This window comes from Desulfomicrobium norvegicum, from assembly GCF_900114595.1.
Lineage (GTDB): Bacteria > Desulfobacterota > Desulfovibrionia > Desulfovibrionales > Desulfomicrobiaceae > Desulfomicrobium > Desulfomicrobium macestii.
In genome coordinates this window covers 64,490-88,542 of record NZ_FOTO01000002.1, presented here as the reverse complement: position 1 = coordinate 88,542, position 24,053 = coordinate 64,490, and the positions used below count along the sequence as shown (strand labels likewise).

Genomic DNA, 24,053 nt, shown 5'->3' with positions numbered 1-24,053 from the left:
CAAAATATGAAAAACACCTAACCTAAGGCTGTTTGGTGGGCAATACGGAATTTGAGATGTGCGGTTGCTTTTTTGTGAGTTGAATTTTTAAGGTCCCGTCAGGAGCGGGCGATCAGATGCTCTGCAGGATTTTCCAGGCTTCATTTTTGACTTGCTGGTTGCCTTGCGCCATCTCTTCCAGGCTTGGCAGGGTTACGACCGGGCAGTCTGATTGTCCCAGAAGATTTTTGATACGAGCGTGAACCGTTTCATCAGTTGATTTGCGGTCCAGGAAGAGCAGGATCCGTTGCGGCCTGAAGTGATCCAGTCCTTTGCGGAAAGTTCCGGAGTCCAGATCGAGGGGCCATGAGCTGATATCCCCGGCTTGCCATTTGAGGTGCAGGCAGACGGACTCCTGGATTTTTTTGAAGACGACCAGACGGGGCGGATTTGTCGCCTTTTGCATGTCTTCATAGAGCCCGAGGTACGTCCACATGGAGCGAACCGGTGATTGTTTCCCGTGAAACAATGACCGTAGTAAAATGGGAAGCGGTTCACTTGCGGGTGAAGACGGTTTTTGGACTGTTGGGTTTTGGCTTGGCGTTTCAGGTTTTGGAGCCGCCTTCAAAGGTGCCGGCGCTGGCGGCGTCTCTTCGGCCGCCTCTGTCCGAGGACGCAGGACATGGGTGACACCAAGACGCTTCAGGGTGCGCTGGGCTTCGGTCAGGGTGTGTTCATTGAGATCCAATCCCAAATCCTCCAGGCAATTTCAGTTTTGGGCAGCTGCGGCCACGCTTCCTGTCGGCCGTGTCGATCCATGACCAAAACCCTGTTGGTGCATGATGCAAAGCCGGCACCGGCCTCGTCTATGGGATTGGCTACGAGCAGATCAAGATTTTTTTTGGCGAGCTTCAGCGCGGCATTCTTTTCGAGGTCTTGCGCTTCAGCGGCAAAGCCGATGGTTTGTTGCCATGATTTTTTGGCGTTGCTCAGGGTTGCGAGGATGTCAGGGTTGGGCTCAAAAGTCAGGCTCAGGGTTTCTCCGCTCTTTTTGAATTTGCCTGTGGAGCAGGCCGGAGGACGAAAGTCAGCCACGGCTGCCGTGAAGCATCCGATGTCCTGCGTTGGAAAAATGTCCTGGGCGGCTTCAAACATGTCACGGGCCGTGACCACGGGCACGCGCTGGATCATGGACGGCAGGGCGATGTCCGCCGGGCCGGTGATGGCGGTGACTTCGGCGCCGCGCAGGGCCGCAGCGACGGCCAGGCTGGCCCCCATGATTCCGCTTGAGGGATTGGACCAGAAGCGGGCCTTGTCAAAGTATTCTCTGGTTGGGCCGAGCGTAATCATGATTTTCTTGCCGTGAAGGTCCTGCGGCGAAAGCGCGGCCAGGGTGCGGATGAAAATCTCGTCCATGGGGGCGAGTCTGCCCTGACCCGTGTCACCGCAGGCGACATTGCCGCATTCGGGTTCAATGCGCGTAACGCCGCGTTCACCCAGCACGGACCAGTTGTGGCGGGTTGCCGGGGCGCTCCACATACGCGGGTTCATGGCCGGAGCCACCAGCACCGGGCCCGAGTAGGCCAGAAGCTGGCAACTGAGCAGGTCGTCGGCGATGCCGCAGGCCATCTTGGCGATCATGTTCGCCGTCGCTGGAACAACGACAAAGGCATCGGCCACCGATGGTTCGAGATGATCGAAATTGGCGCCACTGGAAAACATGTCGGTGTAAAGAGGATCAGCTCCGAGCGCCCCAAAGGAAAGGTCGGTCACGAATTTGCGGGCCGATTCGGTAAGGGTCACTCCGACTTGAAGGTGCAAATGCAAAAAGGCCCTGGTCAGATCCAGGGCCTTGTATGCTGCAATGGAGCCGGTGACTCCCAGGTGGATACGTTTCCCGTGAAACGTGTCGAACAGGTAGTGTGCGGGAATCACTGCGACAACGTCCTTTCGGAGTCCAGGCCCGTTCCCGCTGGCGGGTAGGTCTGGTAAGGATCAGCGGGGGGCGGGGTGCCGATGGAATAGGCAGGTTCGCTGCTGCCCGCGACCTTGGGGGATACCTTGATCTCAAGCCACGTGTACCACATGGGGCTTTCCTCGATGGTAATCATGCAGACGCGATTTTCTTTTGTAAAAACAAGGTGATAGCGCTGGTATTTCTGGTAGGTGACCATGGTCCAGCCGTCTTTGGGCATGGTGTTGAAGAAAAAGTCGAAAAGCGAAATGGGTTCGGCTCGGCCGCGAAAGACGATGGTTCCGTACTTGCCGCTTTCCATGGGAGAAATGGCAGACTTTTTGGTCTGAATCTCCATTTCTTCGGGTACGCGAATGTCTTTGAAATCATAGTAGAAACTGTTTTGTGTCGGGGCGGCTCCGGGATCTTCGGAGGTGGTGCCGTTAAAGGTGGCGCAACCCCACGAAGATAGCAGCAAGGCTACAAGAATCAGTTTAAGATAACGCATGAGTGTAATCCTTTCAGGAACGTTAAAATTGGAGATCGCAAGTTCTTGGGCTGAAAATCTAGCAACATCGGCAGTGAGATCAAGTTTTTTTTAAGAGCCGGCACTTTCTTCAAGCCGCCTGGCCTTGGCCGCTTCGTCAAGCCAACCCCCGTCTTCCAGGGATTGTGCGGCCAGAGCGTACATGCGGTGTGTTCCCTCCGTGTACACGGCGTGGATCAGTTCCTCTGCATATCCCTTGAAAACGCCGTGAACGAGATCGCTTTGAGCGTAAAGAAATCGGGCCAGCAGAGGGTTTTCATGGTGGAGGGGAAGATATAGGATGAAAAGGCGCTTGCAATGGAAGATGATGAAACGGATGCGGCGAACCTCGCGCTCTATGCTTTCCGAAGTCTGCCTGATGACCGCATAGAGTTCCGAACCGATATGCTGCTCTTCCGGCGTGAGCCCGACGCCCTGCTGCAGTTGCTTGAAGCGGGGCTTGTAGTTCATCTGCTGGTAGGCGTCTTCCTTGAGCTTTATGCACTCGTGGAAGATGTAGCCCAGCGCCCAGTCCAGGTACTCGCCGAAAACCGCGAAGGATGTCCTCTCTTCGTTGCGGAAAAGCAGATGGGAGGTGTCTTTGAGCCTCCAGAGCAGGCCCTTGCTGTTTTGGCGGCCGAGCATGTCGTCAAAGAAATGGAAGCTCACGGACCCGCTTGCGTCGTACTCGGAAAAATGATTTTCCAAAGCACTGGCGATCTGGCAGAAATCGCGCAGAACGTCGCGTACGAAGGAATCATGTTTGGACTTGAGCCAGCTTTTGGACATTGCACATCCCGTACTCATTTTTCGCGACATGTACGGCACCCCCAGACATCCGTCAAACCCACAAGAATCGATGAATACCGAACAAAAAATCATTTCTCCCGAACAAATTGCAAGGCCAGGCGGCAAGGTCGTGTTCACCAATGGCTGCTTCGACATCATCCACCCGGGCCATGTGGACTATCTGGAGCGGGCCAGGAGCATGGGCTCCTGCCTGGTCGTCGGCCTCAACAGCGACGCTTCGGTCAGGCGCCTAAAAGGCGCGCTGCGGCCGGTCAACGAACAGCAAAGCCGGGCGCGGGTGCTGGCGGCCCTGGCCTGCGTGGATTTCGTCATCATCTTCGACGAGGACACGCCTCTTGAACTGATCCGCAAGGTCCGCCCGGACGTGCTGGTCAAGGGCGGGGACTGGAGCGTAGACCGGATAGTGGGGCGAGAGGTGGTGGAGGCGGCGGGAGGGACGGTCTGCTCCATCCCGCTGTTGGCCGGATATTCAACCACGGGGACGGTAGAACGCATCGTGGCCATGCATCAAAGAGGCGGCAATGGATAGCTTGAACACAAAGCGCGTGGTCTATTCCCTGACGTATCTGCTGGAGATTCTGACCGACGCGGGCGAGATAAGCGAGGCGCAGGCCCGGATCATCATGGAACACGCCGTCAAGAACGGGATCAACGTGGAGGGGCCGGACGGAATCGACGACCTCATCCGCTTCAATATCCGAAAGCCCCCCAAAGAACCCGGACACCCGGAAGCGCGCATCACCGAGGATGTCATCCTGAAGGCCGTGGCGCGCCGGGAGGGGCTTGAGTTTCGCCGGGTGGACCCCTTTGATCTGGATCTTGAGGTCACCACCAAGACCATCTCCGAGAGTTTCGCCCGGATGAATACCCTGGTGCCGATCATGATCCGCGACGGCGAGCTTGAGCTTGCGGTCTTCAATCCTTTCCGGCCGGAGCTGTGGCAGGACATGGAGCGCGTCAGCGACCTGCCCTACAGGGTGTTCCTGAGCACCCGTCAGGACATTAACCGCCTCATCGACGATTATTACCAGTTCCGGACAGCCATCCAGGCCGCGCAGATCGAGTTCATGGACTCAAGCGAAATCGGCAATCTCGAAGCGCGGGTCAAGGTCTCGGAAAAATCCGACCCCGAATCGCAGCGGCACATCATAAAGGCCGTGGACTATCTGCTGCGCTCGGCTCTGCGCGAGCGCGCCAGCGACATCCACATCGAGCCCAAGAGGGATTTCGCGCTGATCCGGTTTCGCATCGACGGCATCCTGCATGATCTGCACAGGCTACCCATGACCGTGCATCTGGCCATGATAAACCGTTTGAAGGGGATGAGCCGGCTTGACATCTCCGAGAAGCGCAGGCCCCAGGATGGGCGCGTGCAGCTGGTCCTGGCCGGAGTGCCGACGGACGTGCGCGTTTCGACCATTCCGGTGGCCTTTGGCGAAAAGATGGTGCTGCGGCTCCTGTCCAGCGACAGCACGCTCAAGAATCTCGAAGAGCTGGGCATGGGGCCCGATCATTATGCGACCTACAGCAAGTTTCTGAGCAAGACCTACGGGCTCATTCTGGTCACCGGGCCCACGGGGAGCGGCAAGTCGACCACGCTGTACTCGACCCTGAAGGTGCTGGCCAATCCTCAGGTCAACGTGGTCACGCTCGAAGATCCCATCGAGATGGTGGTCGACGATTTCAACCAGATCGGCGTACAGTCCAAGATCGGCGTGACCTTCGGACAGATGTTGCGCCACATCCTGCGTCAGGACCCCGACATCATCATGATCGGCGAGATGCGCGACCTCGAAACCGCCGAGCAGGCCATGCAGTCGGCCCTGACCGGGCATATCGTCTTCTCGACCCTGCACACCAACGACGCCAGCGCCGCCCTGACCCGCTTGCTGGACCTTGGCCTTGACGCCTATCTCATCAATGCAGCCGTCATCGGCTGCATCGCCCAGCGCCTGGTGCGCAACATCTGCCTGCACTGCAAGGTGCAGTACACGCCGGATTACGAGGAGATAAAGGCCCTGGGGCTGGACAGCTACATCCGTCCGGGACAGGCCTTGTGGAAGGGGCGCGGGTGCGACCACTGCCGGCAGACGGGCTATTACGGGCGAACCGGCATCTTTGAGATCCTGCCCTACGACACCGAGGTCAAGGACGCCATCCGCAAGAACATCGATCTTGGCGATCTGCGTGAAATGGTCCGCAAAAAAGGGGTTCGGTCCCTGTTCGACGACGGCATGGCGAGGGTGGTGCAGGGCGTGACGACGGTGGAGGAGGTTTTGCGCGTGGCCGGGGGCTCCGTCGATTAGGTACGGGGCTTTACGGACTTAGGAAGATTCTTGCCGGTCAGTTTTTTTATGTCCTCGAATGCCTGATCCAGGGTGGAGCGTTCTCCGACGCTTTGCTGCAGAAAAGAGCGGATGGGATGGACCATGCCCAGGGCCTGGTCGATTTCCGGATTAGAACCGGGGGCGTAGGCGCCGATGTTGACCATGTCCTCGACACGCTGAAAGGTGGCCATCATGCGGACCAGGTCCCGTCCGGCGGCGATTACAGGCGCGGGAGCGACGTCGGGCGCCAGACGGCTGACGCTCTTGAGCACGTCGATGGAAGGGTAGTGCCCCTGGTCGGCCAGTTCTCGTGTGAGCACGATGTGGCCGTCGAGGATGGAGCGCACCGCGTCGGCCAGGGGCTCGTTGAAGTCGTCGCCTTCCACAAGCACCGTGTAAATGCCAGTGATGCTTCCTTTGGACGAGCGCCCGGCGCGTTCGAGCAGGCGTGGCAGGTGCGAGAAGACCGTGGGTGTGTATCCACGGGTGGTGGGCGGTTCGCCGGCCGCAAGGCCCACCTCGCGGGCGGCCATGGCGAAGCGGGTCACCGAGTCCATCATGAGCAGTACGTCCTTGCCCTCGTCACGAAAAAACTCGGCCATGGCCGTGGCCGCATAGGCGGCGCGCATGCGCACCAGAGGTCCCTGATCCGAAGTGGCCACGATGAGTACGGACTTGGCCAACCCTTCCGGTCCCAGATCCTTTTCGATGAAATCCACGACTTCCCGGCCACGTTCGCCGATCAGCCCGATGACGTTGACCTCGGCCGACGTGTACCGTGCGAACATGCCCATGAGCGTGCTCTTGCCGACGCCGGAGCCGGCCATGATTCCGACGCGCTGGCCCTTGCCCAGGGTCAGGAGACCGTTGATGGCCCGGACCCCGACATCCAGCGGTTCGGTGATGCGCGGTCTGGTCAAGGGGTTGGGGGGATCCGTGTGCAGGGGATTGTAGCGGGCGGGAAAGATGTTCTTTTGCGGGTCGAGGGACTGTCCGAAAGCGTCCACGGCGTGTCCGAGGTAGCGATGGCCGACCGGGAAAACAGGCGGAGTGCTGGTGTTGCGGATGAGGCTTCCAGGGCGAATGCCGCGCATCTCGCCGTAGGGCATGAGCAGCATGACGTCGTCGCGGAACCCGACCACTTCGGCGTTGATGACCTGCTTGCCGGTATCCCCCGGCAGAAGCTGACAGACCGAGCCAAGCGGGGCCTTTATGCCGCGCCCCTCGGCCACGAGCCCCACGACCTTGGTCACCTTGCCATAGGCTTGCGCCGGCTGCAGGCCGGCCAGCAGATGCAGGGTGCCGTCAAGATCGGCGGTCATGAATTTTCCACGTATCCGTCGAGAATGGCGCGGACCTGTTCAAAACGGGCGGCAATGGAATTGTCCACCAGGCCGTCGCCGCTTTCGATGCGCACTCCGCCGGGAGCAAGTTCCAGGCTTGAGCAGATGCGCAGTTCCGGAAGATCGGAGCGCTTTTCCCTGGTCTGATCGGCCAGGGACTTGGCCAGTTCGAAGTCTTGCGCGCAGACATGCACGGTGATGCAGGTCTTGGCCTGGAGCTGTGAGACGGCCTCCTCGAAGAGGGTGTTCAGGACCTGCTCGCGCTGTTCGTCGAGCATGACACCCAGGGTCTTTTCAAAGGCGAGGCGCATGATCTGGAAGAGGCTTTGCTTGTGCTCGGAGTAGATGCGTTCCTTCTCGGCGACCATCGCCGCCTGGATCGTGTCCATGAAGGAGCAGACTTTCGCGGTTTCCGCCTGCGCCATGGAGTTGGCCTGCTCTTGTCCGGCGGCAAAGCCTTCGGCCTGGGCGCGGGCACGAATCTGCTCGGCTTCGGCCAGAGCCTGGGCCAGAATATCCTTGGCCATTTGCTGGGCGCGCTGGCGTACCTGTTCCATATAGTGGTCCTCGGTCTCCGTGTTCCAAGTCAGGGTGGGCGGGCGGTTGAGTCCGACGCCGTCGCGGCTGTGCAAGCCATAAATGACCCTGCACGGGTTTTGCGCGTGCTCAGACAAGGACTTCGCCTCCGCTGCCGGCGATGACGATGCGGCCTTCGGCCTCCAGGCGTCTTACCTGCTTGACGATGTTCTGCTGCGCGGCCTCGACCTCGGACAGCTTGACCGGTCCCATGATTTCCAGATCCTCGCGGATCATGTTGCCCGCGCGTTCGGACAGGTTCTTGAAGAACTTCTCGCGCAGTTCCTCCGGCGCGGTCTTCAGGGACATGGTCAGGTCCTCGTTGCTGATTTCCTTCAGAACTTCGCGGATGCCGCGGTCGTCGATCTTGGTGATGTCCTCGAAGACGAACATGAGCTGCTTGATCTCTTCGGCCAGCTGCGCGCTCTCTTCCTCGATGTCGGCCATGATTTCCTCTTCCGTGGCCCGGTCGATGGCGTTGAGGATTTCCGCCACGGAATTGACGCCGCCGACCTTGCGGCCTTCCTTGCCGCCGATGGCGATGAGCTGGCTTTGCAGGACCCGATCGACCTCGACCAGCATTTCTTCGGCCACGGCTTCGAGCTTGGCCAGGCGGATGAGTACTTCGGCCCGCACTCCGGGGGCCATGTTCTGCAGGAGATTCCCCGCGCTATCGGATGGCAGGTGCCCCAGGATCAGCGCCAGGGTCTGGGGATGCTCATTGCGCAGGATCTGGGCCAGAATCTTGGGACTGACGTTGCCAAGCTCCTTGAAGGGCACGGGCCCGGAATCGAAATCAAGCTCGTCCAGGATGTAGCGCGCCGTGTCGGAATCGAGGTTCGAGGAAATCATCTTGCGCACCTGTTCCGGGCCGCCGTAGAGCATCTCCTTGCCGATGGTCATGGCCTGGTTGAACTCCTTCAGCACTTCCTCGGCCTGTTCCTTGTTCACGGTATCGAGCTTGGCCATGGCCCGTGATACGGCCGTGATCTCGGCGCGTTCGAACTTCTTGAAGACCTCGGAGGCAAACGCGTCGCCAAGGGCCAGGATAAGGATGGCCGTCTTCTGCGGCCCGGTCAGTTTTCCAGTAGGTGCTGCCACTTATGCTTCTCCCTGAGTCATCCATTGGCGCATGATCATGACGGCCTGATCCATGTTCTGCTCGACAAGCTGCTGTGCGAGGTGCTTGGCGTTTTCGATACGTTTGACGGCGTCCACGGCCGCCATGTCCTCTTCGTTCAATCCTTCGGTCAGAGCCATGAGTTCCTGGGCCGCGCCCAGTTCGTCGGACGTCTGCACGGTGGGCTTTTCGACCTTCGGGCGGATCAGGGCCAGGACCACGGGGCGCGCCACGAAGAGCAGGAACAGGAGGATGATGAGTGTGTTCAGGAGCGGCTTGCCCAGAAGCTGGAAGTAGCGCGAGGCCACATCCAGAAGCGGGGCCTGTTCGGCTCCCATGGGCTCGCCAAAGGAGATCGAGGAGACCTCGATGGCGTCGCCGCGGGTGTCGTCGAAGCCGACGGCGCGCTGGCTGAGCTGGCGGATTTGTTCCATCTGCTCGGCATTGAGCGGCTCGAAGGCGTACGTCCCGTCCTGCTGCTGAGTGTACTTGCCGTCGACGAGAACGGCAACGCTTAAACGCTTGATGCTCCCGACCTGGGAGATGATCTGCTGCTCTTCCTTGTTGATGTCGAAATTCGTGGTGGAGGAAGTGCGGGTGCTTTCCTGCGCCGTGCCGGAGGCCATGCCGTCGTTCTCGCCCTGGTAATTGGGATCGGGGGTGCCGCCGTCGACATTGGCCGAACCCTTGCTTTCCTCTTCGTTTCTGATCTCGCTCCTGACCACGGCGGACTTGGGGTCGAAGATTTCCTTGCGGATGGTCGTGCGATCGAAGTCGAGATCGGCATTGACGCGGGCGATGACGCGTCCGGGGCCGACGATGGGCACCAGAAGCTGTTCGATGCGCTGCTCCAGGCTGCGCTGCATGCTCATCTGATATTCAAGCTGGGTCGAGCTCAAACCCGTGAAATCCGTGTCCGCCTTGGGTTCATAGAGGATCTTGCCCCGGCTGTCGGCAAGGGTGATGTGTTCGGTGGTCATGCCCTCGACGCTGGTGGAGACGAGGTTGACGATGGCCTGCACTTGCTGCGCTCCCAGGCTGCGGCCGCCCTTGAGCTTGAGCATGATGGCCGCGGAGGGCGGGGCCTGTTCCTCGACGAAGAGGCTCTTGTTGGGCAGCACCAGGTGCACGCGGGCGCTCTCCACCTCGGAAAGCTCGGAGATGGTGCGGGACAGCTCGCCCTGGAGGGCGCGCTGGTAGTTGATGCCCTGCACGAAGTTGGTTTGGCCGATCTTGTTCTCGTCGAAGAGCTCGAAGCCGATGCCCTGACCATGCAGGGAGCCTTCGCCGGCAAGTTTGAGCCGCGCTTCGTAGACCATGTCCCCTGGAACCATGATGGTGGTTCCGGAATCGGTGATCCGGTAGGGGATTTTTTCCTTTTGCAGGTAGCTCACCACGCTGGACGCGTCTTCCTGATACAGATTGCTGTACAGGACCCTGTAGTCGACCTTGTTCATCCAGAAGATCATGGCGAAGAACGCGATCAGGAGCGAGACCAGCAATCCTCCGAGGAGGATGCGCTGGGCCAGGGATTTATCGGTCCAGAAGTCCGTGGCCTTGGCCAGGGTGCTTTGCAGAAAGGGGGGCATGGTGAATCCTCGCGTGTATTAGAATCAGAACTGGATGCGCATTATTTCCTGATAAGCCTGCATGACCTTGTTGCGGACGGCGGAGGTCATGTCCATGGCCAGTCCGGCCTTTTGCAGGGTGATCATGAGCTCATGCACGTTCTGGTTTTTGCCCGAGACAAAATCCTGGATCATGAGCGATTTTTCCCCCTGCATTTCATTGACCTTGGCCAGGGACTCTTCGATGGTCTGGGCAAAGGACTGGGTTGCTTCCTTGGTGGACGTGTTCTTGGCGTCGATGCTTTTGGGGTTGCTCAAAAGCTCGCTTGCCGCCGAATAGGCCTTGATGGCCAAGGGTGATACCGCCATGGAATTTCTCCTTGTCTGTGTCTGCTACTTTATCCGGTCCGGGTCATGGTCCGGGCTAACGTCCGATTTCAAGGGCCTTGGAAAACATGCTCTTGGACGTGGTTATGGTTGAAACGTTGGCCTCGTAGGCGCGCATGGCCGAGAGCATGTTGGTCATCTCCTCCACCACGTTGATGTCCGGATAGCTGACGTAGCCTTCCTCGTCGGCGTCCGGGTGCCCCGGCTCGTAGACCTGCTTGAGCGGCCGCCGGTCGTTCTGGACCGATTCGACCCTGACCCCTTTGACGTCCTGATCCAGGGCCGAGTTCATGGCCTTGGAGAAGGGGCTCTGCACTTCGGTTTCCTTGAAAACGACTTCCTTGCGGCGGTACGGTCCGCCGTCCGCGGTTCTGGTCGTCTTGGCGTTGGCCAGGTTCATGGAGATGACGTTCAAATGGGTGCGTTCGGCCTTGAGCGCGGACGCCCCGACATCGATGGCGGTCATGAAGTCCATTATTTGCCTCCGTCAGCGATGGTTTGCTTCAGGCCGGTGAGGCTTTTCTGCATCACCGTCGCAAGCGTGTTGTAAAGGAGGTTGTTCTTGGCCATGGCGGCCATCTCCTTGTCCAGGTCCACGTTGTCCACGCCCTGCACTACTCGCGGCGTCAAGGATTTGGTCACGCTGGCCTCGGCCGAGTCGGCGGCGAAGGCGAGAGGGAAGTGGTCCGGATGCGTGCGGGCCACGGCTCCGGTCTCGGAAAGGCCGAGGGCGGCCTGGAGGTCTTTTTCAAACTCCAGAGTGCGGGCCTTGTAGCCGGGCGTGTTGATGTTCGCCAGGTTGGTGCTGACGATGTTTTGACGCTGCAGCTGAAAATCCATGACCTTGGCCGTCAGATCAATGTGATCGGGAAACAAGCTTTTCATTCGATAACCCCTTGTCATACCGGCTTTTGTTTTTCATCTTGAGACAGAGCCGGGATGCTGACGAGGTCTGGTTTGCAATGACCATTCCAGATTGCGCAGAAGGCAATATGATATTTAAAATCATCATGTTGTCAGGAGAGAGGCATGTTCGGGGAGAAGTTTTGCTGAGTGGTGAGAGGTGTGGCACCAAAGTTGCTAAGCCGTTGGCAGACAGTCAACGCATACTAGATTTGCCGACAAGGAGGAGGAACCATGAGTTCGCATCTGGATTATGAAATCAACAAGGAACTTGGCGAATGTTATCTTTTCATGGGTGAATTGGACAAGGCCGAGAGTTATTACCAGAAAGCCGCAAGCAGCAACGGCGTCCACCCGGATCCGTATCTGGGCCTGGCGACCATTGCGGTGCAGCGCGGGGACCTGAATCAGGCCTTGACCATGTATCAAAAGGCCGACGATATCGCATCTTCGGACAAGTCCATTGCCGGGATAGCGCTCATCAGCGCCCAGCAGGGTCAGGAAGACAAGGCGTTCGAGCTGTATCAGAAGGCCCTCGGGCTCAATCCTGAAAACATCGTCGCTCTTTTCGGACTGGTTCAGGTTTCGCATGTGCTCGGGCGCACCGCAGAGGCCATCGCCCCCCTTGAGCTGCATCTGGAGATCAATCCGGGCAAGAGCGAAGTCCGCTATGCCTTGAGCGGTTGCCTTGTGTCCTGCGGCCGCAAGGACGAGGCCAAGGCGCATCTGCATCGGCTTTTGGAGTTGGACCCCGGCAACGCGTCGGCGAACGAACTTCTGGCCCAGCTTTAGAACGTTTTCGTTCCCCTCCCTCAAGGCAGGCCCAATCCCGGCGATCCGGGATTCGGCCTGCCTGTGTTATTGCATATTGCGATCAAAGGTGGCAGTGCACGGCGAACATTCTTTTGAGAGGGGGACACCATGAACATGTTGCCGATTCGCCGGGCCATCCTGAGCGTCACAGATAAATCAGGCCTTGATGACTTTGCCCGTTTTCTGCAAGAGCAGGGAGTGGAGCTCGTTTCCACCGGGGGCACCCGCAAGAAGCTCGTCCAGGCGGGCCTCAAAGTCCGTTCCGTTAGCGACGTGACCGGTTTTCCGGAGATTCTGGGCGGCCGGGTCAAGACCCTGCATCCGCACGTGCACGCCGGAATCCTGGCCGACAAGGACGATTCCACCCATATGCAGACCCTGAAGGACCTTCGGCTGTCTCCCTTCGATCTGATCTGCGTCAATCTCTACAATTTTGCCGAAGCCGTGCGCCAGACCCTGGAAGACAAGCAGGCCGTGGAACAGATCGACATCGGCGGACCGACCATGCTGCGCGCCTCGGCCAAGAACTTTCATTCCGTGGCCGTCATTCCTGATCCGTCCTACTATGCCGAATGCATGCAGGAGATGAAGAGCAACGGCGGTTCCCTGTCCCTGGACTTCCGCAAGCGCATGGCCGTGGCGACCTTTGCCCTGACTTCGGAATACGACCGCATGATCACCGAGTACCTGAGCCGCTCCTGACGGAGCGGCCCGGCCGGCTCACACCGGCCACGGAGAGAACACCATAGCATCAAAACCACTCGGCAACCTGACCGGCCTCAAACCCAGCCAGATCACGGCCATTTCCCGGCTCTACAACAGACGCTTTCCCGACCAGGGCGGGTTCACCCCCGACCAGGCCCGGGAGCTGGCCATCCTGAGCAGGGGCGTCAGCCGTCAGATCGGCGTGCTCATAAACCGCAAGGGCGTGCCGGTCATGGTACTGGTCGGAGAGCAGGACGGCATCCTGATCCCCGAGCTGTCGCGCCATCGTCAGGCCGACTCCCGGCTTTCCGGCCTGCGCCTCCTGCACACCCATCTCGATTCGTCCCTGCTGACCCAGGAAGACCTCATGGACATGGTCTTTTTGCGTCTTGACGCCATCAGCGTGCTGACGGTGTCTTCCGACGGGGCTCCCAGAACCTGCCAGATCGCCCACATCCTGCCTCCGAACACCGACGAGCTGCCCTATCAGATTCACCCGGCCATGATCTGGGATGATGTGGATTTTGATTTCGGAGCGAACGTCAAGGCCCTGGAGGACGAGCTTGCGCGCACGGGCCAAAGCGTGGCCGCCGCGGCCCGTGAGGGCTCGGCCATACTGGTCAGCGTGGCTTCGGAGTCCAGGGGCGCGCAGGAGCGATCCCTGGCGGAACTGGCGGAGCTGGCGGATACGGCCGGACTGGAAGTGGTGGGGCAGGTCGTGCAGCGGGTGACCCGGGTCAATCCCAAGCTCATCCTCGGCCGGGGCAAGCTTGCCGAGCTGGAAGTCCTGGCCTTGCAGAAGAATGCCGCGACCCTGGTCTTCGATCAGGAGCTGACCCCCACGCAGCAGCGCAACCTGAGCCAGATCACCGAGCGCAAGGTTCTGGACCGCACCCAGCTCATTCTCGACATTTTCGCCCAGCACGCCCAGACTCGCGAAGGAAAGCTGCAGGTCGAGATGGCCCAGCTCAAGTACATGATGCCGCGCCTGGTGGGCCAGAATCGGGCTCTCAGCAGGCTGGCCGGCGGCATTGGCGGACGCGGTCCGGGCGAGACGCGCCTGGAGATGGACCGCCGCAAGATTCGCGAGCGCATCGCCCAGATCAAGGCGGAGCTCATGAGCGTGCGCAAGCACCGCAAGTCCACGCGCAGCCGCCGCGACAAGGCCGGGCTGCCCATCGTCTCCCTGGTCGGGTACACCAACGCGGGCAAGTCCACGCTTCTGAACACCCTGACCAAGAGCGTGGTCCTGGCCGAGAACAAGCTTTTCGCCACGCTCGATCCCACCAGCCGCCGGTTGCGTTTTCCCGAGGACCGGGAAATCATCCTGACCGACACCGTGGGCTTCATCCGTCACCTCCCGGCCGATCTGCGCGAGGCCTTCATGGCCACCCTGGAGGAACTTGAGAGCGCGGACGTGCTGGTGCATGTGGCCGACGCCTCCCATCCGGAGATGGACGCCCAGATCGAAGCGGTGGAGTCCATCCTGCGCGACCTCTCCATCGACACCATTCCGCGCATCCTCGCCCTGAACAAGACGGACCGCATAAGCGAAGAGACCCGCCAGACCCTGCGCTTCGTCCATCCCGACGCTGTCTTCATTTCAGCCCTCGAACGCCCGACCCTGGCTCCTTTGGTCGAGCGCATCAAATCGCTGCTGTGAGGCTTTGCCAGTGCAAAGCCTCCTCCGGTAAAGGCATGGATTCCCGCCTGCGCGGGAATGACACATGAACAACGCCTGAATTGGTGGTTACGGATCGACGACGGCTAGGAATTTTTGCCCTGCGACCACGTCATTCCCGCGAAGGCGGGAATCCATGCTTCATCCGACATGAACCCTTCGCCCCTCCGGGCATCTTCCCTTGGTCGATGAGCAGGAATTTTCGCCTTGCGACCACGTCATTCCCGCGCAGGCGGGAATCCATAATTCATCCGGCACGAACCCTTCGTCCTTCCGGGCATCTTCCCTTGGTCGATGAGCAGGAATTTTCGCCTTGCGACCACGTCATTCCCGCGCAGGCGGGAATCCATGCTCCATCCGGCACGAACCCTTCGCCCCTCCGGGCATCTTCCCTTGGTAGATGAGCAGGAGTTTTCGCCTTGCGACCACGTCATTCCCGCGAAGGCGGGAATCCATGCTTCATCCGACATGAACCCTTCGCCCCTCCGGGCATCTGCCCTTGGTCGATGAGCAGGAATTTTCGCCCTGCGACCACGTCATTCCCGCGCAGGCGGGAATCCATGCTTCATCCGGCACAAACCCTTCGCCCCTCCGGGCATCTTCCCTTGGTCGATGAGCAGGAATTTTCGCCCTGCGACCACGTCATTCCCGCGCAGGCGGGAATCCATGCTTCATCCGACACGAACCCTTCGCCCCTCCGGACATCTGCCCTTGGTCGATGAGCAGCGTTTTCGCCCTGCGACCACGTCATTCCCGCGCAGGCGGGAATCCATGCTTCATCCGACACGAACCCTTCGCCCCTCCGGGCATCTTCCCTTGGTCGATGAGCAGGAATTTTCGCCTTGCGACCACGTCATTCCCGCGCAGGCGGGAATCCATGCTTGATCCGGCACGAACCCTTCGTCCTTCCAGGCATCTTCCCTTGGTCGATGAGCAGGAGTTTTCGCCTTGCGACCACGTCATTCCCGCGCAGGCGGGAATCCATGCTTCATCCGGCACGAACCCTTCGCCCCTCCGGGCATCTTCCCTTGGTCGATGAGCAGGAATTTTCGCCTTGCGACCACGTCATTCCCGCGCAGGCGGGAATCCATGCTTCATCCGACATGAACCCTTCGTCCCTCCAGGCATCTGCCCTGAAAAGCGAAAAGCGCGAAAACCCTTGGGCTTCCGCGCTTTTCGCGTTGTATTCAAGACGAAAGTTACTTCATTTTCCAGGGATGTTCCTCGCCCGCCATGAGACGCTGGATGTTCTCGGAGTGCTTCCAGAAAATCAGCGCCATGAGCACCAGGGCCAGGGGAATGGCGCCGAAGAGGCCCTGGAAGAGCAGCACCACGGGCATGAGCGCGACCATGACCAGGGAAGCCAGGGACACGAAATTGTAGAAGTACAGGGCCGCGAGGAATCCAAGGGCGCAGAGTATCGTCCCAGAGGTGGAGATGGCCACGAAGGCTCCCACCCAGGTGGCTACGCCTTTGCCGCCCTTGCCGTGCAGGAACACGGAGAACATGTGTCCGCAGACCGCGGCCGTGGCGACCAGCGTCAGAAAAAAGTAGGAATCCGAGAAGCTCGCGGCCAGGGCCACGGGCACAAAGCCTTTCAGCATGTCCAGGGCCAGGGTCAGGGCTCCGTACTTGGTGCCGCAGAGGCGGCCGACGTTGGTCGCCCCGATGTTGCCGCTGCCCTCACTGCGCGGGTCGATGCCGCAGCAGGTTCTGGAGATCAAGAGGCCGAAGGGCATGGCACCCAGAAGATAGCTGATTGCGAGCCAGAATATTGTCACCATGTGCAGTCTCCTTGGTCTTTGGAAAGTTGGATTGGCATGTGCCGAAATCCCCTACGTGAAAATGGCTGCCCGTACAAGTTCATTCCTCCTCCCAGGCCTCGACGATCTTGATCTCGTTGTTCAGGGGATCGACCTTGCCTATTCTGATGGAAAAGCCCTGGCCGAGGCGGATCTTGTCCCCGAAGATCTTGCGCGGAGCCTTCAGGAAGAGCTGCAGATCGGGCAGCGAGATGGTCACCAGGTGCGAGCCCGGATCGACAATGATCCCGGACCAGCGCATCTTTTTGTGATTTTGCCTGAAATATTCGTATTTCCAGTATCGTGGGCGCATGCGCTGAACCTGTCCGACCAGTTCGGCCCTGCTGGACAGCAGCGGGAGCAGGCTTTCGAGCTCGGCCTGGTTCAGCAGGCGCCCGTGCCCGGTCAGTCTGGCCATGATCTGGGCCATGTTGATGAAGTCCGAATAGCGCCTGAGCGGCGAGGTCACCGGAGCATAGGCCTTGGCCCCGATGGTGGCGTGACGCCGGGGCTCGCATTCAAGGATGGAGGGGCCCATGTTGTTGATGATGCGGTAGATGTCCGTGGGATCGGTCCAGACTCCGGCGCTTTCGGCGGGCAGCGTGATGTTCTGGGTCCTGAAAAGCAGGGCGGTGCCGGTCTCCCGGGCCCACGAGCCCATGGCCTTGTTGGCCAGGATCATGAACTCGGACACGATTTTCTGCGCTTCGGGCGTGGATTCGGACTGCACGACCTCGACTTCCGGATTGACCGGGTCCTTGCACAGGACCATGCGCGGATCGGGCTGGTCCATGATCACGGCGTGATCGCGGATGCGCGCCTGCCGCAGCAGGGTGGCCAGGTCGCGGGCGTGGTGCAGCATTCCGGGATCGGCTGTCGCGATTTCGTTTTCAACACCCGTGTAGGTCAGGTTGGCCTTGATGCTGATCCACGCGATTTGCGGGTCAAGGGAGCGCAAGGCTCCTTCCGGGTCCAGATCGAAGGAAATGATCAGAGCCGGGCGTTCCTGGCCGGCGCGCAGGCTGAAGAAATCCTTGCCCAGGGCCTCGGGCAGCATGTGGCTGGTGCCTTCGGGCAGATAGAGGGAAGTGAAGCGGTGCAGCACCGCTTTGTCCAGGGGGCTGCCGAATTCCCAGCCAAGACAGGGGCAGGCCAGGGCCAGACGCAGCTTGAACCCGTCCTGATCCCGCGTCAGGTCGAATCCGTCGTCGATGTCCTGGGTGCTGGAGGAGTCGATGGTCACGATGTCGACGATGGGCTCTGTGCGCGAGGCCAGAACCCGTTCCTGCAGGGCCGTTACCGCCTCGGCGTGGGCCTCGGCCCAGTCCGGCTCCCAGTAGTATTGGGCGCGGCAGAGGTGGAAATTGAAATGCGGCGGCACGATGCCCCAGGCCTGGGCCAGAAAGAGCGGCAGGTGCGGGTCTTCCGGCATGCCCTGGCACATGGTCTTCCACAGGGCGTCCGAATCCCGGTCGTCGGGGTTGCACAGACGGGTCATGAGCAGGTCGCGGATGCGGCTCGCCTGCTCCTCGTCGGGCTGGGGCAGGGTGCTTTTGCGCTTGCAGAAGATGTCCCACAGTCCGCGCAGAAAGACCTGCCCGAAGCCGACCAGACGCTCGCGCTCCTGAGCCTTGCGCAGCTCTTCCTGACGGCGCTCCACGGTTTCCTGCGGATAGATCTCGAACTGGGGCGGGGAGAACTTGAAATGGGTCTTGGTCTGGAGCAGCTTGCGCCCGAGGGCCGCGAGCTGGTCGGGGCTTGCCTCCTCGAAGACCAGGCTTGCGAACCATTCAATGCCCGCCTCGTCCACTTCGCCCTGGGCCAGGTCCCAGATTTCCAGCGCATCGACGGATTCCGCCAGGCGTTCCCGGCGCCCGTTGTGCGTGCGCAGCAGATCGAGCATCTCCTGACGGCTGCTTCCCGCCGGACATTGGGGCCCAAGCCAGGGCAGGACGCGGGACAGCGGGAGCTTGAGCTCGCGCTGCCCCGAGGTGAAGACCCGCAGGCGAGGCCCCTGGACGTCCAGGACCCAGGCCGTGACGGGCTGGTTGTCCTGCAGGAATTCCATGATGCACCCTGGCTGCAGGGATAGAGAGGTGGACATAAAAGGCCTTATGCGCTGTGCGCGTGAGCCGACCTGGCCGGCTCGGGTGAACGGCCCTTGGGCCGTGTTCTAGTGTTTGAAGGAGCGCTGGCCGGTGAAGACCATGGCCACCTGCGGGGTGGCGCTGTTCACGGCCTGGATGATTTCCCAGTCGCGGATGGAGCCGCCGGGCTGGGCGATGGCGGTCACGCCCTGGGCCACGGCCAGATCCACGCCGTCACGGAAGGGGAAGAATCCGTCCGAGACGAGGACCGTGCCGGGCAGGCCGCCCCTGGCCTGTTCGGTGCTGGCCAGAATCTCGGCCAGGGAAGAGGCCAGCTCCTGGTCCGCCTGCGCTTTTTGCTTCAGCTCGTACAGGGAGAGGCCGTGGCGTTCGAAGGCCAGCTTGTCGGCGTACTTGGTGTAGGCCTTCTGGATGGTCAGCTCGACGCAGCCCACCCGGTCCTGTTCACCCGTGCCGATGGACACGGTGGCCCCGTCGCGGGCGAAGATGATGGAGTTTGAGGTTACTCCGGCTTCCACGGCCCAGGCGAAGAGCAGATCCTCGGCTTCGCGGCGGCTGGGCTTGCGGGCCAGATGGGTGGTGCCGTCCTTGATCGCCTCGGCGGGCAGGAAGTCGTCCTCGGTCAGGATTCTGTTCCTGAAGGAGGCCTGGATGATGAGTCCGCCGTCGACCAGGGATTTTATATCCAGAAAAGGGGTGCCGACAATTTTTTCCAGCTCGGCCAGCGCCGGGATGCCGATGATGCGCAGGTTCTTTTTCGCGGTCAGGACGGTCAGGGCCTCGGCCGTGAAATCCGGGGCGGCGATGACCTCGAAGTAGCTTCCGCTTATGAACTCGGCGCAGTCCTTGTCTAGGGTGCGGTTGACGATGATGGTGCCGCCGAAGGCCGCGATGCGGTCGGAGGCGAAGGCGCGGGTCAGGGCCGTGAACAGGCCCTCGTCAGACCAGGCCGCGCCGCAGGGATTGTTGTGCTTGAGGATGATGGCGGCGGGTTTGGCCGTGAGGTACTGGAGCATGTTGATGCCGTTGTCCACGTCGGTCAGGTTGATCTTGCCCGGATGTTTGCCGGACTGGATCAGGTTGTCCTCGGTCAGGCTCGACACGAGCTTGTGCTGTCCCTGCTGGAAGGCGACGCCGTCCATGGTGAAGGAGCTCTCGACCACTTCATAGAGCGCCGCGGGCTGGTCCGGGTTTTCGCCGTAGCGCAATCCTTTCTGTTCGCCGCCGATGTTCCAGGTTTTCTTGGCGTAGCGGATGGTCTGTTCGCCCACGGTCAAGGTCAGGTCGGCGGGAAAGGAGTCCCGGTTCAGTGTATGATACATCTTCTTGAGATCACTCATATATATTCTCCGAAAAGAGGATTTGGCGTTGTCCGGCGTGGGTCCGGGCCGTGTGAATCCATGTGCCCCTAGCACAGGCCCGGATGGACGGCAAATCCCGTGCCGTGCCGGGGCCTGGGGCGGGACGCGCGGGCTGCGCGAATTGTCGTGTTCGAGTTTTTCCGGACCAATCGATTGCGTAAATTGACTTCGCCCCAGCCTTCTCATAAAGAAGGGAGCCATTTGCCATTGCGCTGACGGCGAATATACCAAAGACGAGGAGATCGGATTCATGGCGAATATCGTAGTCATGGGCGCCCAGTGGGGCGACGAAGGAAAGGGCAAGATAGTCGATTTGTTGACCACGGATGTGGCCGCCATCGTGCGCTTTCAGGGCGGAAACAATGCCGGACACACGCTGGTGGTCAACGGCAAGCAGACCATTTTGCACCTCATTCCGTCCGGCATCCTGCATCAGGGCAAGAAGTGCATGATCGGCAACGGCGTTGTGCTGGACCCCTTTGTGTTCTGCCTTGAGATGGACAAGCTGGCCGCGTCGGGCATCGACGTCAGCCCCGAGCGGCTTTTGATCAGCAAGAAGACCCAGCTCATCATGCCGTATCATTGCGCCATCGACAGCGCGCGGGAAAATTTCAAGAGCGGATCGGACAAGATCGGCACCACGGGCCGGGGCATCGGTCCCTGCTACGAGGACAAGGCCGCACGCATCGGCATCCGCGCTGCGGATCTGGCGGACGAAGCCCTGCTCAGGCAGAAGATCGAAAAAGCCCTGGTGGAAAAAAACGCCTTGCTCACCGGCCTCTATGGCCAGGAGCCCATGTCGGCGCAGAAGATTTTCGAGCAACTCCTGCCCGTGGCCAAGCGTCTGACTCCCTATCTCGGCGACGTGTCCTCGGCCATCCAGGAGGCCGCCGGACAGGGCGTTCTTTTCGAGGGCGCGCAGGGCACCCATCTTGATATCGATCACGGCACCTATCCCTTTGTGACCTCATCCAACACCGTGGCCGGAAACGCCTCGGCCGGATCAGGATGTTCGCCGCGCATGTTCGACCGCATCGTGGCCATCGTCAAAGCCTACACCACCCGCGTGGGCGCGGGCCCGTTTCCGACGGAGCAGCCCGAGGGCGCTGGCGCCTACATGCAGGAGAAGGGCGCGGAGTTCGGCGCGACCACTGGCCGCAAGCGCCGCTGCGGCTGGCTGGACATGGTCGTCCTGCGCGAATCGCAGCGCCTGAACGGCCCCACGGAGATCGCTCTGACCAAGCTCGATGTCCTGGGCGGTCTCGACGAACTGAAGCTCTGCGTGGCCTATCGCTACCGGGGCGAAGAAGTCGCCTATCCGCCGCAGGAAGAGAACGGCATGGCTTATGTCGAGCCGATCTACGAGAGCATGCCCGGCTGGACGGAAGACATCACCGGATGCCGGACCTTCGCCGAGCTGCCTTCGGCCACGCGCGATTACATCGCCCGCATCGAGGAAATCCTGGGCATTCCGGTGTCCATCGTGTCCGTGGGTCCGGACCGGGACCAGACCATTCTGCGCTGACAATGGGAGGTTCGCCTCCCATTTTTTGATCATGTCCACACCCTGGCAGCATATCATCTCCTCCCAGCCCCGCATCGCGGGGTTTCTGGAACGCCTTGCCCAGGCTCCGCCCAATTCACTGCTCCTGGAAGGCGGAAACGCTTCCGAACGTCTGGCCTTCGGGCTTTTCTGGGCCGCGCGGCTGATGTGCCGCGAGGCGGCTCCTCCATGCGGAGAATGCCGCATCTGCCTGCAGATCGCCGATGACGCCTGTCGTGATCTTTTTCTCCTGAACGGGGCCGAGGGTTCGATCAACGTGGACACGGTGCGCGAAGTACGCGCCGTGCTCGGCGATCCGCCTGCGGGTCGGGGACCGCGCGTGGTCATCCTGGCCGAGGCGCAGGCCCTTGGCGACGGCGCGGCCAATGCGCTGCTCAAGTCCCTGGAGGAACCAAGCCCGGGCAACGTCTTTGTGCTTTTGGCTCCGAGCCGTGAAATTTTGCTGCCGACCCTGGTGTCCCGCAGTTTCGTGCTTACCTTGGGTTGGCCCAAGGGCGGGCTCGAAGACCCCGATCTGGGCGAGCGCCTGCGCGCCTTGTGCGAGTTCATCCAGAGCGGCAAGGGCGCCTGGCTCGAATGGACGGGGCGCAAGGGCAGCGTGGACGCGCGGATGGCCGACTCCATTTTGCGCGAGGTCCAGCGCAGCCTAGTCCAGGCCGGGTACGGCAACCCCCTGACCGAGCTGGCACGCCTCCTGGCCGCGAGGCTGGATGTGGTCGCGGTGCGTCAGGTGGGCGTCATCATCGAGAATGCCCTCGAAAGTCTGGAAGTGGGGGCCAATCCAGCCGTGGTGCTGGAATGGGTCGCCATACGCATGTGGAACCTCCTGCACAAATAAGAAGATGCGCGAAATCATTCTCATACAAATCGCCGGCACTGACCGGGACGGTCTTCTGGCCGGGATCATGGGGCAGCTGGCCGAGTCCGGGGTGACCATCCTCGACATCAGCCAGTCCGTCATTCACGACGACCTCTCCCTTGGCGTGCTCATCGAGGTGCCGCGCGAGAACGAATCCTCGCCCATTTTGAAGGACCTCCTCTACTGGGCCCACAACCAGGGTCTGCACCTCAAGTTTTCCCCCGTGACCGAGGACGATTACGAACGCTGGGTCGGCGTGCAGGGCCGCAAGCGGCATATCGTGACCGTGCTCGGGCGCACCATAACGGCGGCCAATCTGGCGGCCATGGCCGAGGTGATCACCTCGCACGGACTGAGCATCGACTGCATCACCCGTCTTTCGGGTCGCAGATCCCTGGCCAATCCGCCGGCCATGCCCCGGTCCTGCCTCGAATTTTCCGTGCGCGGCACTCCGGAAGACATCTCCGGCATGCGCGCTGCTTTTCTGGACCTCTCCCGGGAACAGGGCATCGACATCGGCTTTCAGGAAGACAACGCCTTCCGTCGCATTCGTCGGCTGGTCTGTTTCGACATGGATTCGACCCTGATCCAGGCCGAAGTCATCGACGAGCTTGCCAAGCGGGCCGGAGTGGGCGAGGAGGTCGCGGCCATCACCGAGGCGGCCATGCGCGGAGAGCTGGACTTTTCCCAGAGCCTGCGCAAGCGCGTGAGCCTGCTCAAGGGTCTGCCCGAAACCGTGCTGCAGGATGTCGCCGCGACCCTGCCCATGACCGAGGGCGCGGAAAGACTCATTCGCACCCTGAAGAGCCTTGGCTACACCATCGCCATCCTGTCCGGCGGTTTCAATTATTTCGGGCACCGCCTGCAGGAGCAACTCGGCATCGACTACGTGCACGCCAACGAGCTTGAGATAAAGGACGGGGTCCTGACCGGCGGACTGGTGGGTGAGATCGTCGACGGCGCGGGCAAGGCCCGGTTGCTGAAGTCCATCGCCGCCGAGGAGCACATCTCCCTGTCGCAGGTCATCGCCGTGGGCGACGGGGCCAACGATCTGCCCATGCTCGACGTGGCCGGGCTCGGCATCGCCTTTCACGCCAAGCCCGTGGTCCGTCAGGGCGCGGGGCAGGCCATTTCCAACGTGGGTCTTGACGGCGTGCTCTATTTTCTGGGCCTGCGGGACCGCGAAACCCTGGATCAACTGGCCGGAAGGGAGGGATAATGTTCGGAAAGCTGTTTTTGCTCTTTGTGCTGGTGCCGGTGGCCGAGATTTACGTGCTGGTCACCGTCGGCGGCTCCATCGGGGCCTTCCCGACCATCGCCCTGGTCATATTGACGGCCCTGGCCGGAGCGCATCTGGCGCGCATGCAGGGGCTGTCGACCATGATGCGCATCCGCGAGAATCTGGACCAGGGCTTCATGCCCGCCGAAGAACTCCTCGACGGCGTGCTCATCTTTCTGGCCGGAATGGTACTCCTGACGCCGGGCTTCCTGACCGACATCGCAGGCCTGCTCATCCTTCTGCCGGCAACGCGCAACCTGTTCAAAAAGTGGCTGCGCAAGAAGTTCGACGAATGGCGGCAAAATCCCAACGTACACATAACGTTCCACAGATAAAGGCCAGCCCCCGGCGGAACGCGCCCCACAGGCGCAAGCTCTGCGTAGTTCAT

General features: G+C 60.8%; 23 protein-coding genes. 9 read left to right on the top strand and 14 right to left on the bottom strand.

Going from position 1 to position 24,053, the window contains the following annotated elements:
* Window positions 1–112: 112 nt before the first annotated feature.
* The 4 genes from BMZ24_RS19375 to BMZ24_RS04405 all read right to left on the bottom strand — a co-directional run bounded on the left by BMZ24_RS19375 (window position 113) and on the right by BMZ24_RS04405 (window position 3,248).
* Entirely contained in the window at window positions 113–733 is a 621-nt protein-coding gene (locus BMZ24_RS19375) for a hypothetical protein (protein WP_143077832.1), read from the bottom strand.
* Entirely contained in the window at window positions 703–1,914 is a 1,212-nt protein-coding gene (gene coaBC, locus BMZ24_RS04415) for a bifunctional phosphopantothenoylcysteine decarboxylase/phosphopantothenate--cysteine ligase CoaBC (protein WP_092189709.1), read from the bottom strand. The genes BMZ24_RS19375 and coaBC overlap by 31 nt, the downstream gene beginning before the upstream one ends.
* Window positions 1,911–2,441 (bottom strand): hypothetical protein, encoded by a 531-nt coding sequence (locus BMZ24_RS04410; protein WP_092189707.1) that lies wholly within the window; start codon window positions 2,439–2,441, stop codon window positions 1,911–1,913. Before BMZ24_RS04410 ends, coaBC begins: the two co-directional genes overlap by 4 nt.
* Before the next feature lie 90 nt (window positions 2,442–2,531).
* Window positions 2,532–3,248, bottom strand: coding sequence for a hypothetical protein (locus BMZ24_RS04405; protein WP_092189705.1), 717 nt, complete (start codon window positions 3,246–3,248; stop codon window positions 2,532–2,534).
* Between the two features lie 70 nt (window positions 3,249–3,318).
* Here BMZ24_RS04405 and rfaE2 point away from each other — a divergent pair, with 70 nt between their 5' ends.
* Window positions 3,319–3,798 carry a D-glycero-beta-D-manno-heptose 1-phosphate adenylyltransferase gene (rfaE2, locus tag BMZ24_RS04400; RefSeq protein WP_092189703.1) on the top strand — a complete coding sequence of 160 codons (480 nt, stop codon included), beginning with the start codon at window positions 3,319–3,321 and terminating at the stop codon, window positions 3,796–3,798.
* Window positions 3,791–5,575, top strand: coding sequence for a GspE/PulE family protein (locus tag BMZ24_RS04395; protein WP_092189701.1), 1,785 nt, complete (start codon window positions 3,791–3,793; stop codon window positions 5,573–5,575). Before rfaE2 ends, BMZ24_RS04395 begins: the two co-directional genes overlap by 8 nt.
* Here the strand turns inward: BMZ24_RS04395 and BMZ24_RS04390 are convergent.
* From BMZ24_RS04390 to flgB, 7 genes are read right to left on the bottom strand one after another with little or no spacing between them, the layout of a single operon-like run.
* A complete protein-coding gene (locus tag BMZ24_RS04390; RefSeq protein ID WP_092189699.1) occupies window positions 5,572–6,918 on the bottom strand; it encodes a FliI/YscN family ATPase in 1,347 nt (448 codons plus the stop codon). The two genes, BMZ24_RS04395 and BMZ24_RS04390, sit on opposite strands and share 4 nt — an antisense overlap.
* On the bottom strand, window positions 6,915–7,613 hold the full coding sequence (locus tag BMZ24_RS04385) for a FliH/SctL family protein (protein ID WP_092189697.1): 699 nt from the start codon (window positions 7,611–7,613) through the stop codon (window positions 6,915–6,917). Before BMZ24_RS04385 ends, BMZ24_RS04390 begins: the two co-directional genes overlap by 4 nt.
* Entirely contained in the window at window positions 7,606–8,616 is a 1,011-nt protein-coding gene (gene fliG / locus BMZ24_RS04380) for a flagellar motor switch protein FliG (RefSeq protein WP_092189695.1), read from the bottom strand. The genes BMZ24_RS04385 and fliG overlap by 8 nt, the downstream gene beginning before the upstream one ends.
* Window positions 8,617–10,224 (bottom strand): flagellar basal-body MS-ring/collar protein FliF, encoded by a 1,608-nt coding sequence (gene fliF, locus BMZ24_RS04375; RefSeq protein WP_092189693.1) that lies wholly within the window; start codon window positions 10,222–10,224, stop codon window positions 8,617–8,619.
* A 24-nt stretch (window positions 10,225–10,248) separates the two neighbouring features.
* Window positions 10,249–10,572 carry a flagellar hook-basal body complex protein FliE gene (gene fliE, locus BMZ24_RS04370; protein WP_092189691.1) on the bottom strand — a complete coding sequence of 108 codons (324 nt, stop codon included), beginning with the start codon at window positions 10,570–10,572 and terminating at the stop codon, window positions 10,249–10,251.
* 55 nt (window positions 10,573–10,627) lie between these two features.
* Window positions 10,628–11,065, bottom strand: a complete 438-nt coding sequence (gene flgC, locus BMZ24_RS04365; RefSeq protein ID WP_092189689.1) for a flagellar basal body rod protein FlgC — start codon at window positions 11,063–11,065, stop codon at window positions 10,628–10,630.
* On the bottom strand, window positions 11,065–11,475 hold the full coding sequence (flgB, locus tag BMZ24_RS04360; protein ID WP_092189687.1) for a flagellar basal body rod protein FlgB: 411 nt from the start codon (window positions 11,473–11,475) through the stop codon (window positions 11,065–11,067). The genes flgC and flgB overlap by 1 nt, the downstream gene beginning before the upstream one ends.
* 252 nt (window positions 11,476–11,727) lie before the next feature.
* On the opposite strand from flgB, the gene BMZ24_RS04355 reads away from it, so the two are divergent.
* The 3 genes from BMZ24_RS04355 (at window position 11,728) to hflX (ending at window position 14,674) form a co-directional block, all read left to right on the top strand.
* Window positions 11,728–12,285, top strand: coding sequence for a tetratricopeptide repeat protein (locus BMZ24_RS04355; RefSeq protein ID WP_092189685.1), 558 nt, complete (start codon window positions 11,728–11,730; stop codon window positions 12,283–12,285).
* Window positions 12,286–12,414: 129 nt separating this feature from the next.
* Entirely contained in the window at window positions 12,415–13,008 is a 594-nt protein-coding gene (locus BMZ24_RS04350; RefSeq protein ID WP_092189683.1) for an IMP cyclohydrolase, read from the top strand.
* Window positions 13,009–13,051: 43 nt separating this feature from the next.
* Complete coding sequence (gene hflX / locus BMZ24_RS04345; protein ID WP_092189680.1) at window positions 13,052–14,674, top strand: GTPase HflX; 1,623 nt, start codon at window positions 13,052–13,054, stop codon at window positions 14,672–14,674.
* Between the two features lie 1,217 nt (window positions 14,675–15,891).
* Here the strand turns inward: hflX and plsY are convergent.
* The 3 genes from plsY to BMZ24_RS04330 form a co-directional block, all read right to left on the bottom strand.
* Complete coding sequence (gene plsY, locus BMZ24_RS04340; protein WP_092189678.1) at window positions 15,892–16,476, bottom strand: glycerol-3-phosphate 1-O-acyltransferase PlsY; 585 nt, start codon at window positions 16,474–16,476, stop codon at window positions 15,892–15,894.
* A 79-nt stretch (window positions 16,477–16,555) separates the two neighbouring features.
* Window positions 16,556–18,562: a ribonuclease catalytic domain-containing protein gene (locus BMZ24_RS04335; protein ID WP_143077831.1), complete on the bottom strand. Its 2,007-nt coding sequence runs from the start codon at window positions 18,560–18,562 to the stop codon at window positions 16,556–16,558.
* A 105-nt stretch (window positions 18,563–18,667) separates the two neighbouring features.
* Window positions 18,668–19,942 (bottom strand): IMP cyclohydrolase, encoded by a 1,275-nt coding sequence (locus tag BMZ24_RS04330; RefSeq protein ID WP_092189674.1) that lies wholly within the window; start codon window positions 19,940–19,942, stop codon window positions 18,668–18,670.
* A 271-nt stretch (window positions 19,943–20,213) separates the two neighbouring features.
* Here BMZ24_RS04330 and BMZ24_RS04325 point away from each other — a divergent pair, with 271 nt between their 5' ends.
* Genes BMZ24_RS04325 through BMZ24_RS04310 form a run of 4 tightly spaced genes read left to right on the top strand, consistent with a single transcriptional unit; the run spans window position 20,214 to window position 24,000 of the window.
* Entirely contained in the window at window positions 20,214–21,488 is a 1,275-nt protein-coding gene (locus BMZ24_RS04325; RefSeq protein ID WP_092189672.1) for an adenylosuccinate synthase, read from the top strand.
* Window positions 21,489–21,519: 31 nt separating this feature from the next.
* Window positions 21,520–22,365: a hypothetical protein gene (locus tag BMZ24_RS04320; protein WP_092189670.1), complete on the top strand. Its 846-nt coding sequence runs from the start codon at window positions 21,520–21,522 to the stop codon at window positions 22,363–22,365.
* A 4-nt stretch (window positions 22,366–22,369) separates the two neighbouring features.
* Window positions 22,370–23,605, top strand: coding sequence for a phosphoserine phosphatase SerB (gene serB / locus BMZ24_RS04315; protein WP_092189668.1), 1,236 nt, complete (start codon window positions 22,370–22,372; stop codon window positions 23,603–23,605).
* Window positions 23,605–24,000, top strand: a complete 396-nt coding sequence (locus BMZ24_RS04310; protein ID WP_092189666.1) for an FxsA family protein — start codon at window positions 23,605–23,607, stop codon at window positions 23,998–24,000. The genes serB and BMZ24_RS04310 overlap by 1 nt, the downstream gene beginning before the upstream one ends.
* Window positions 24,001–24,053 lie beyond the last annotated feature (53 nt).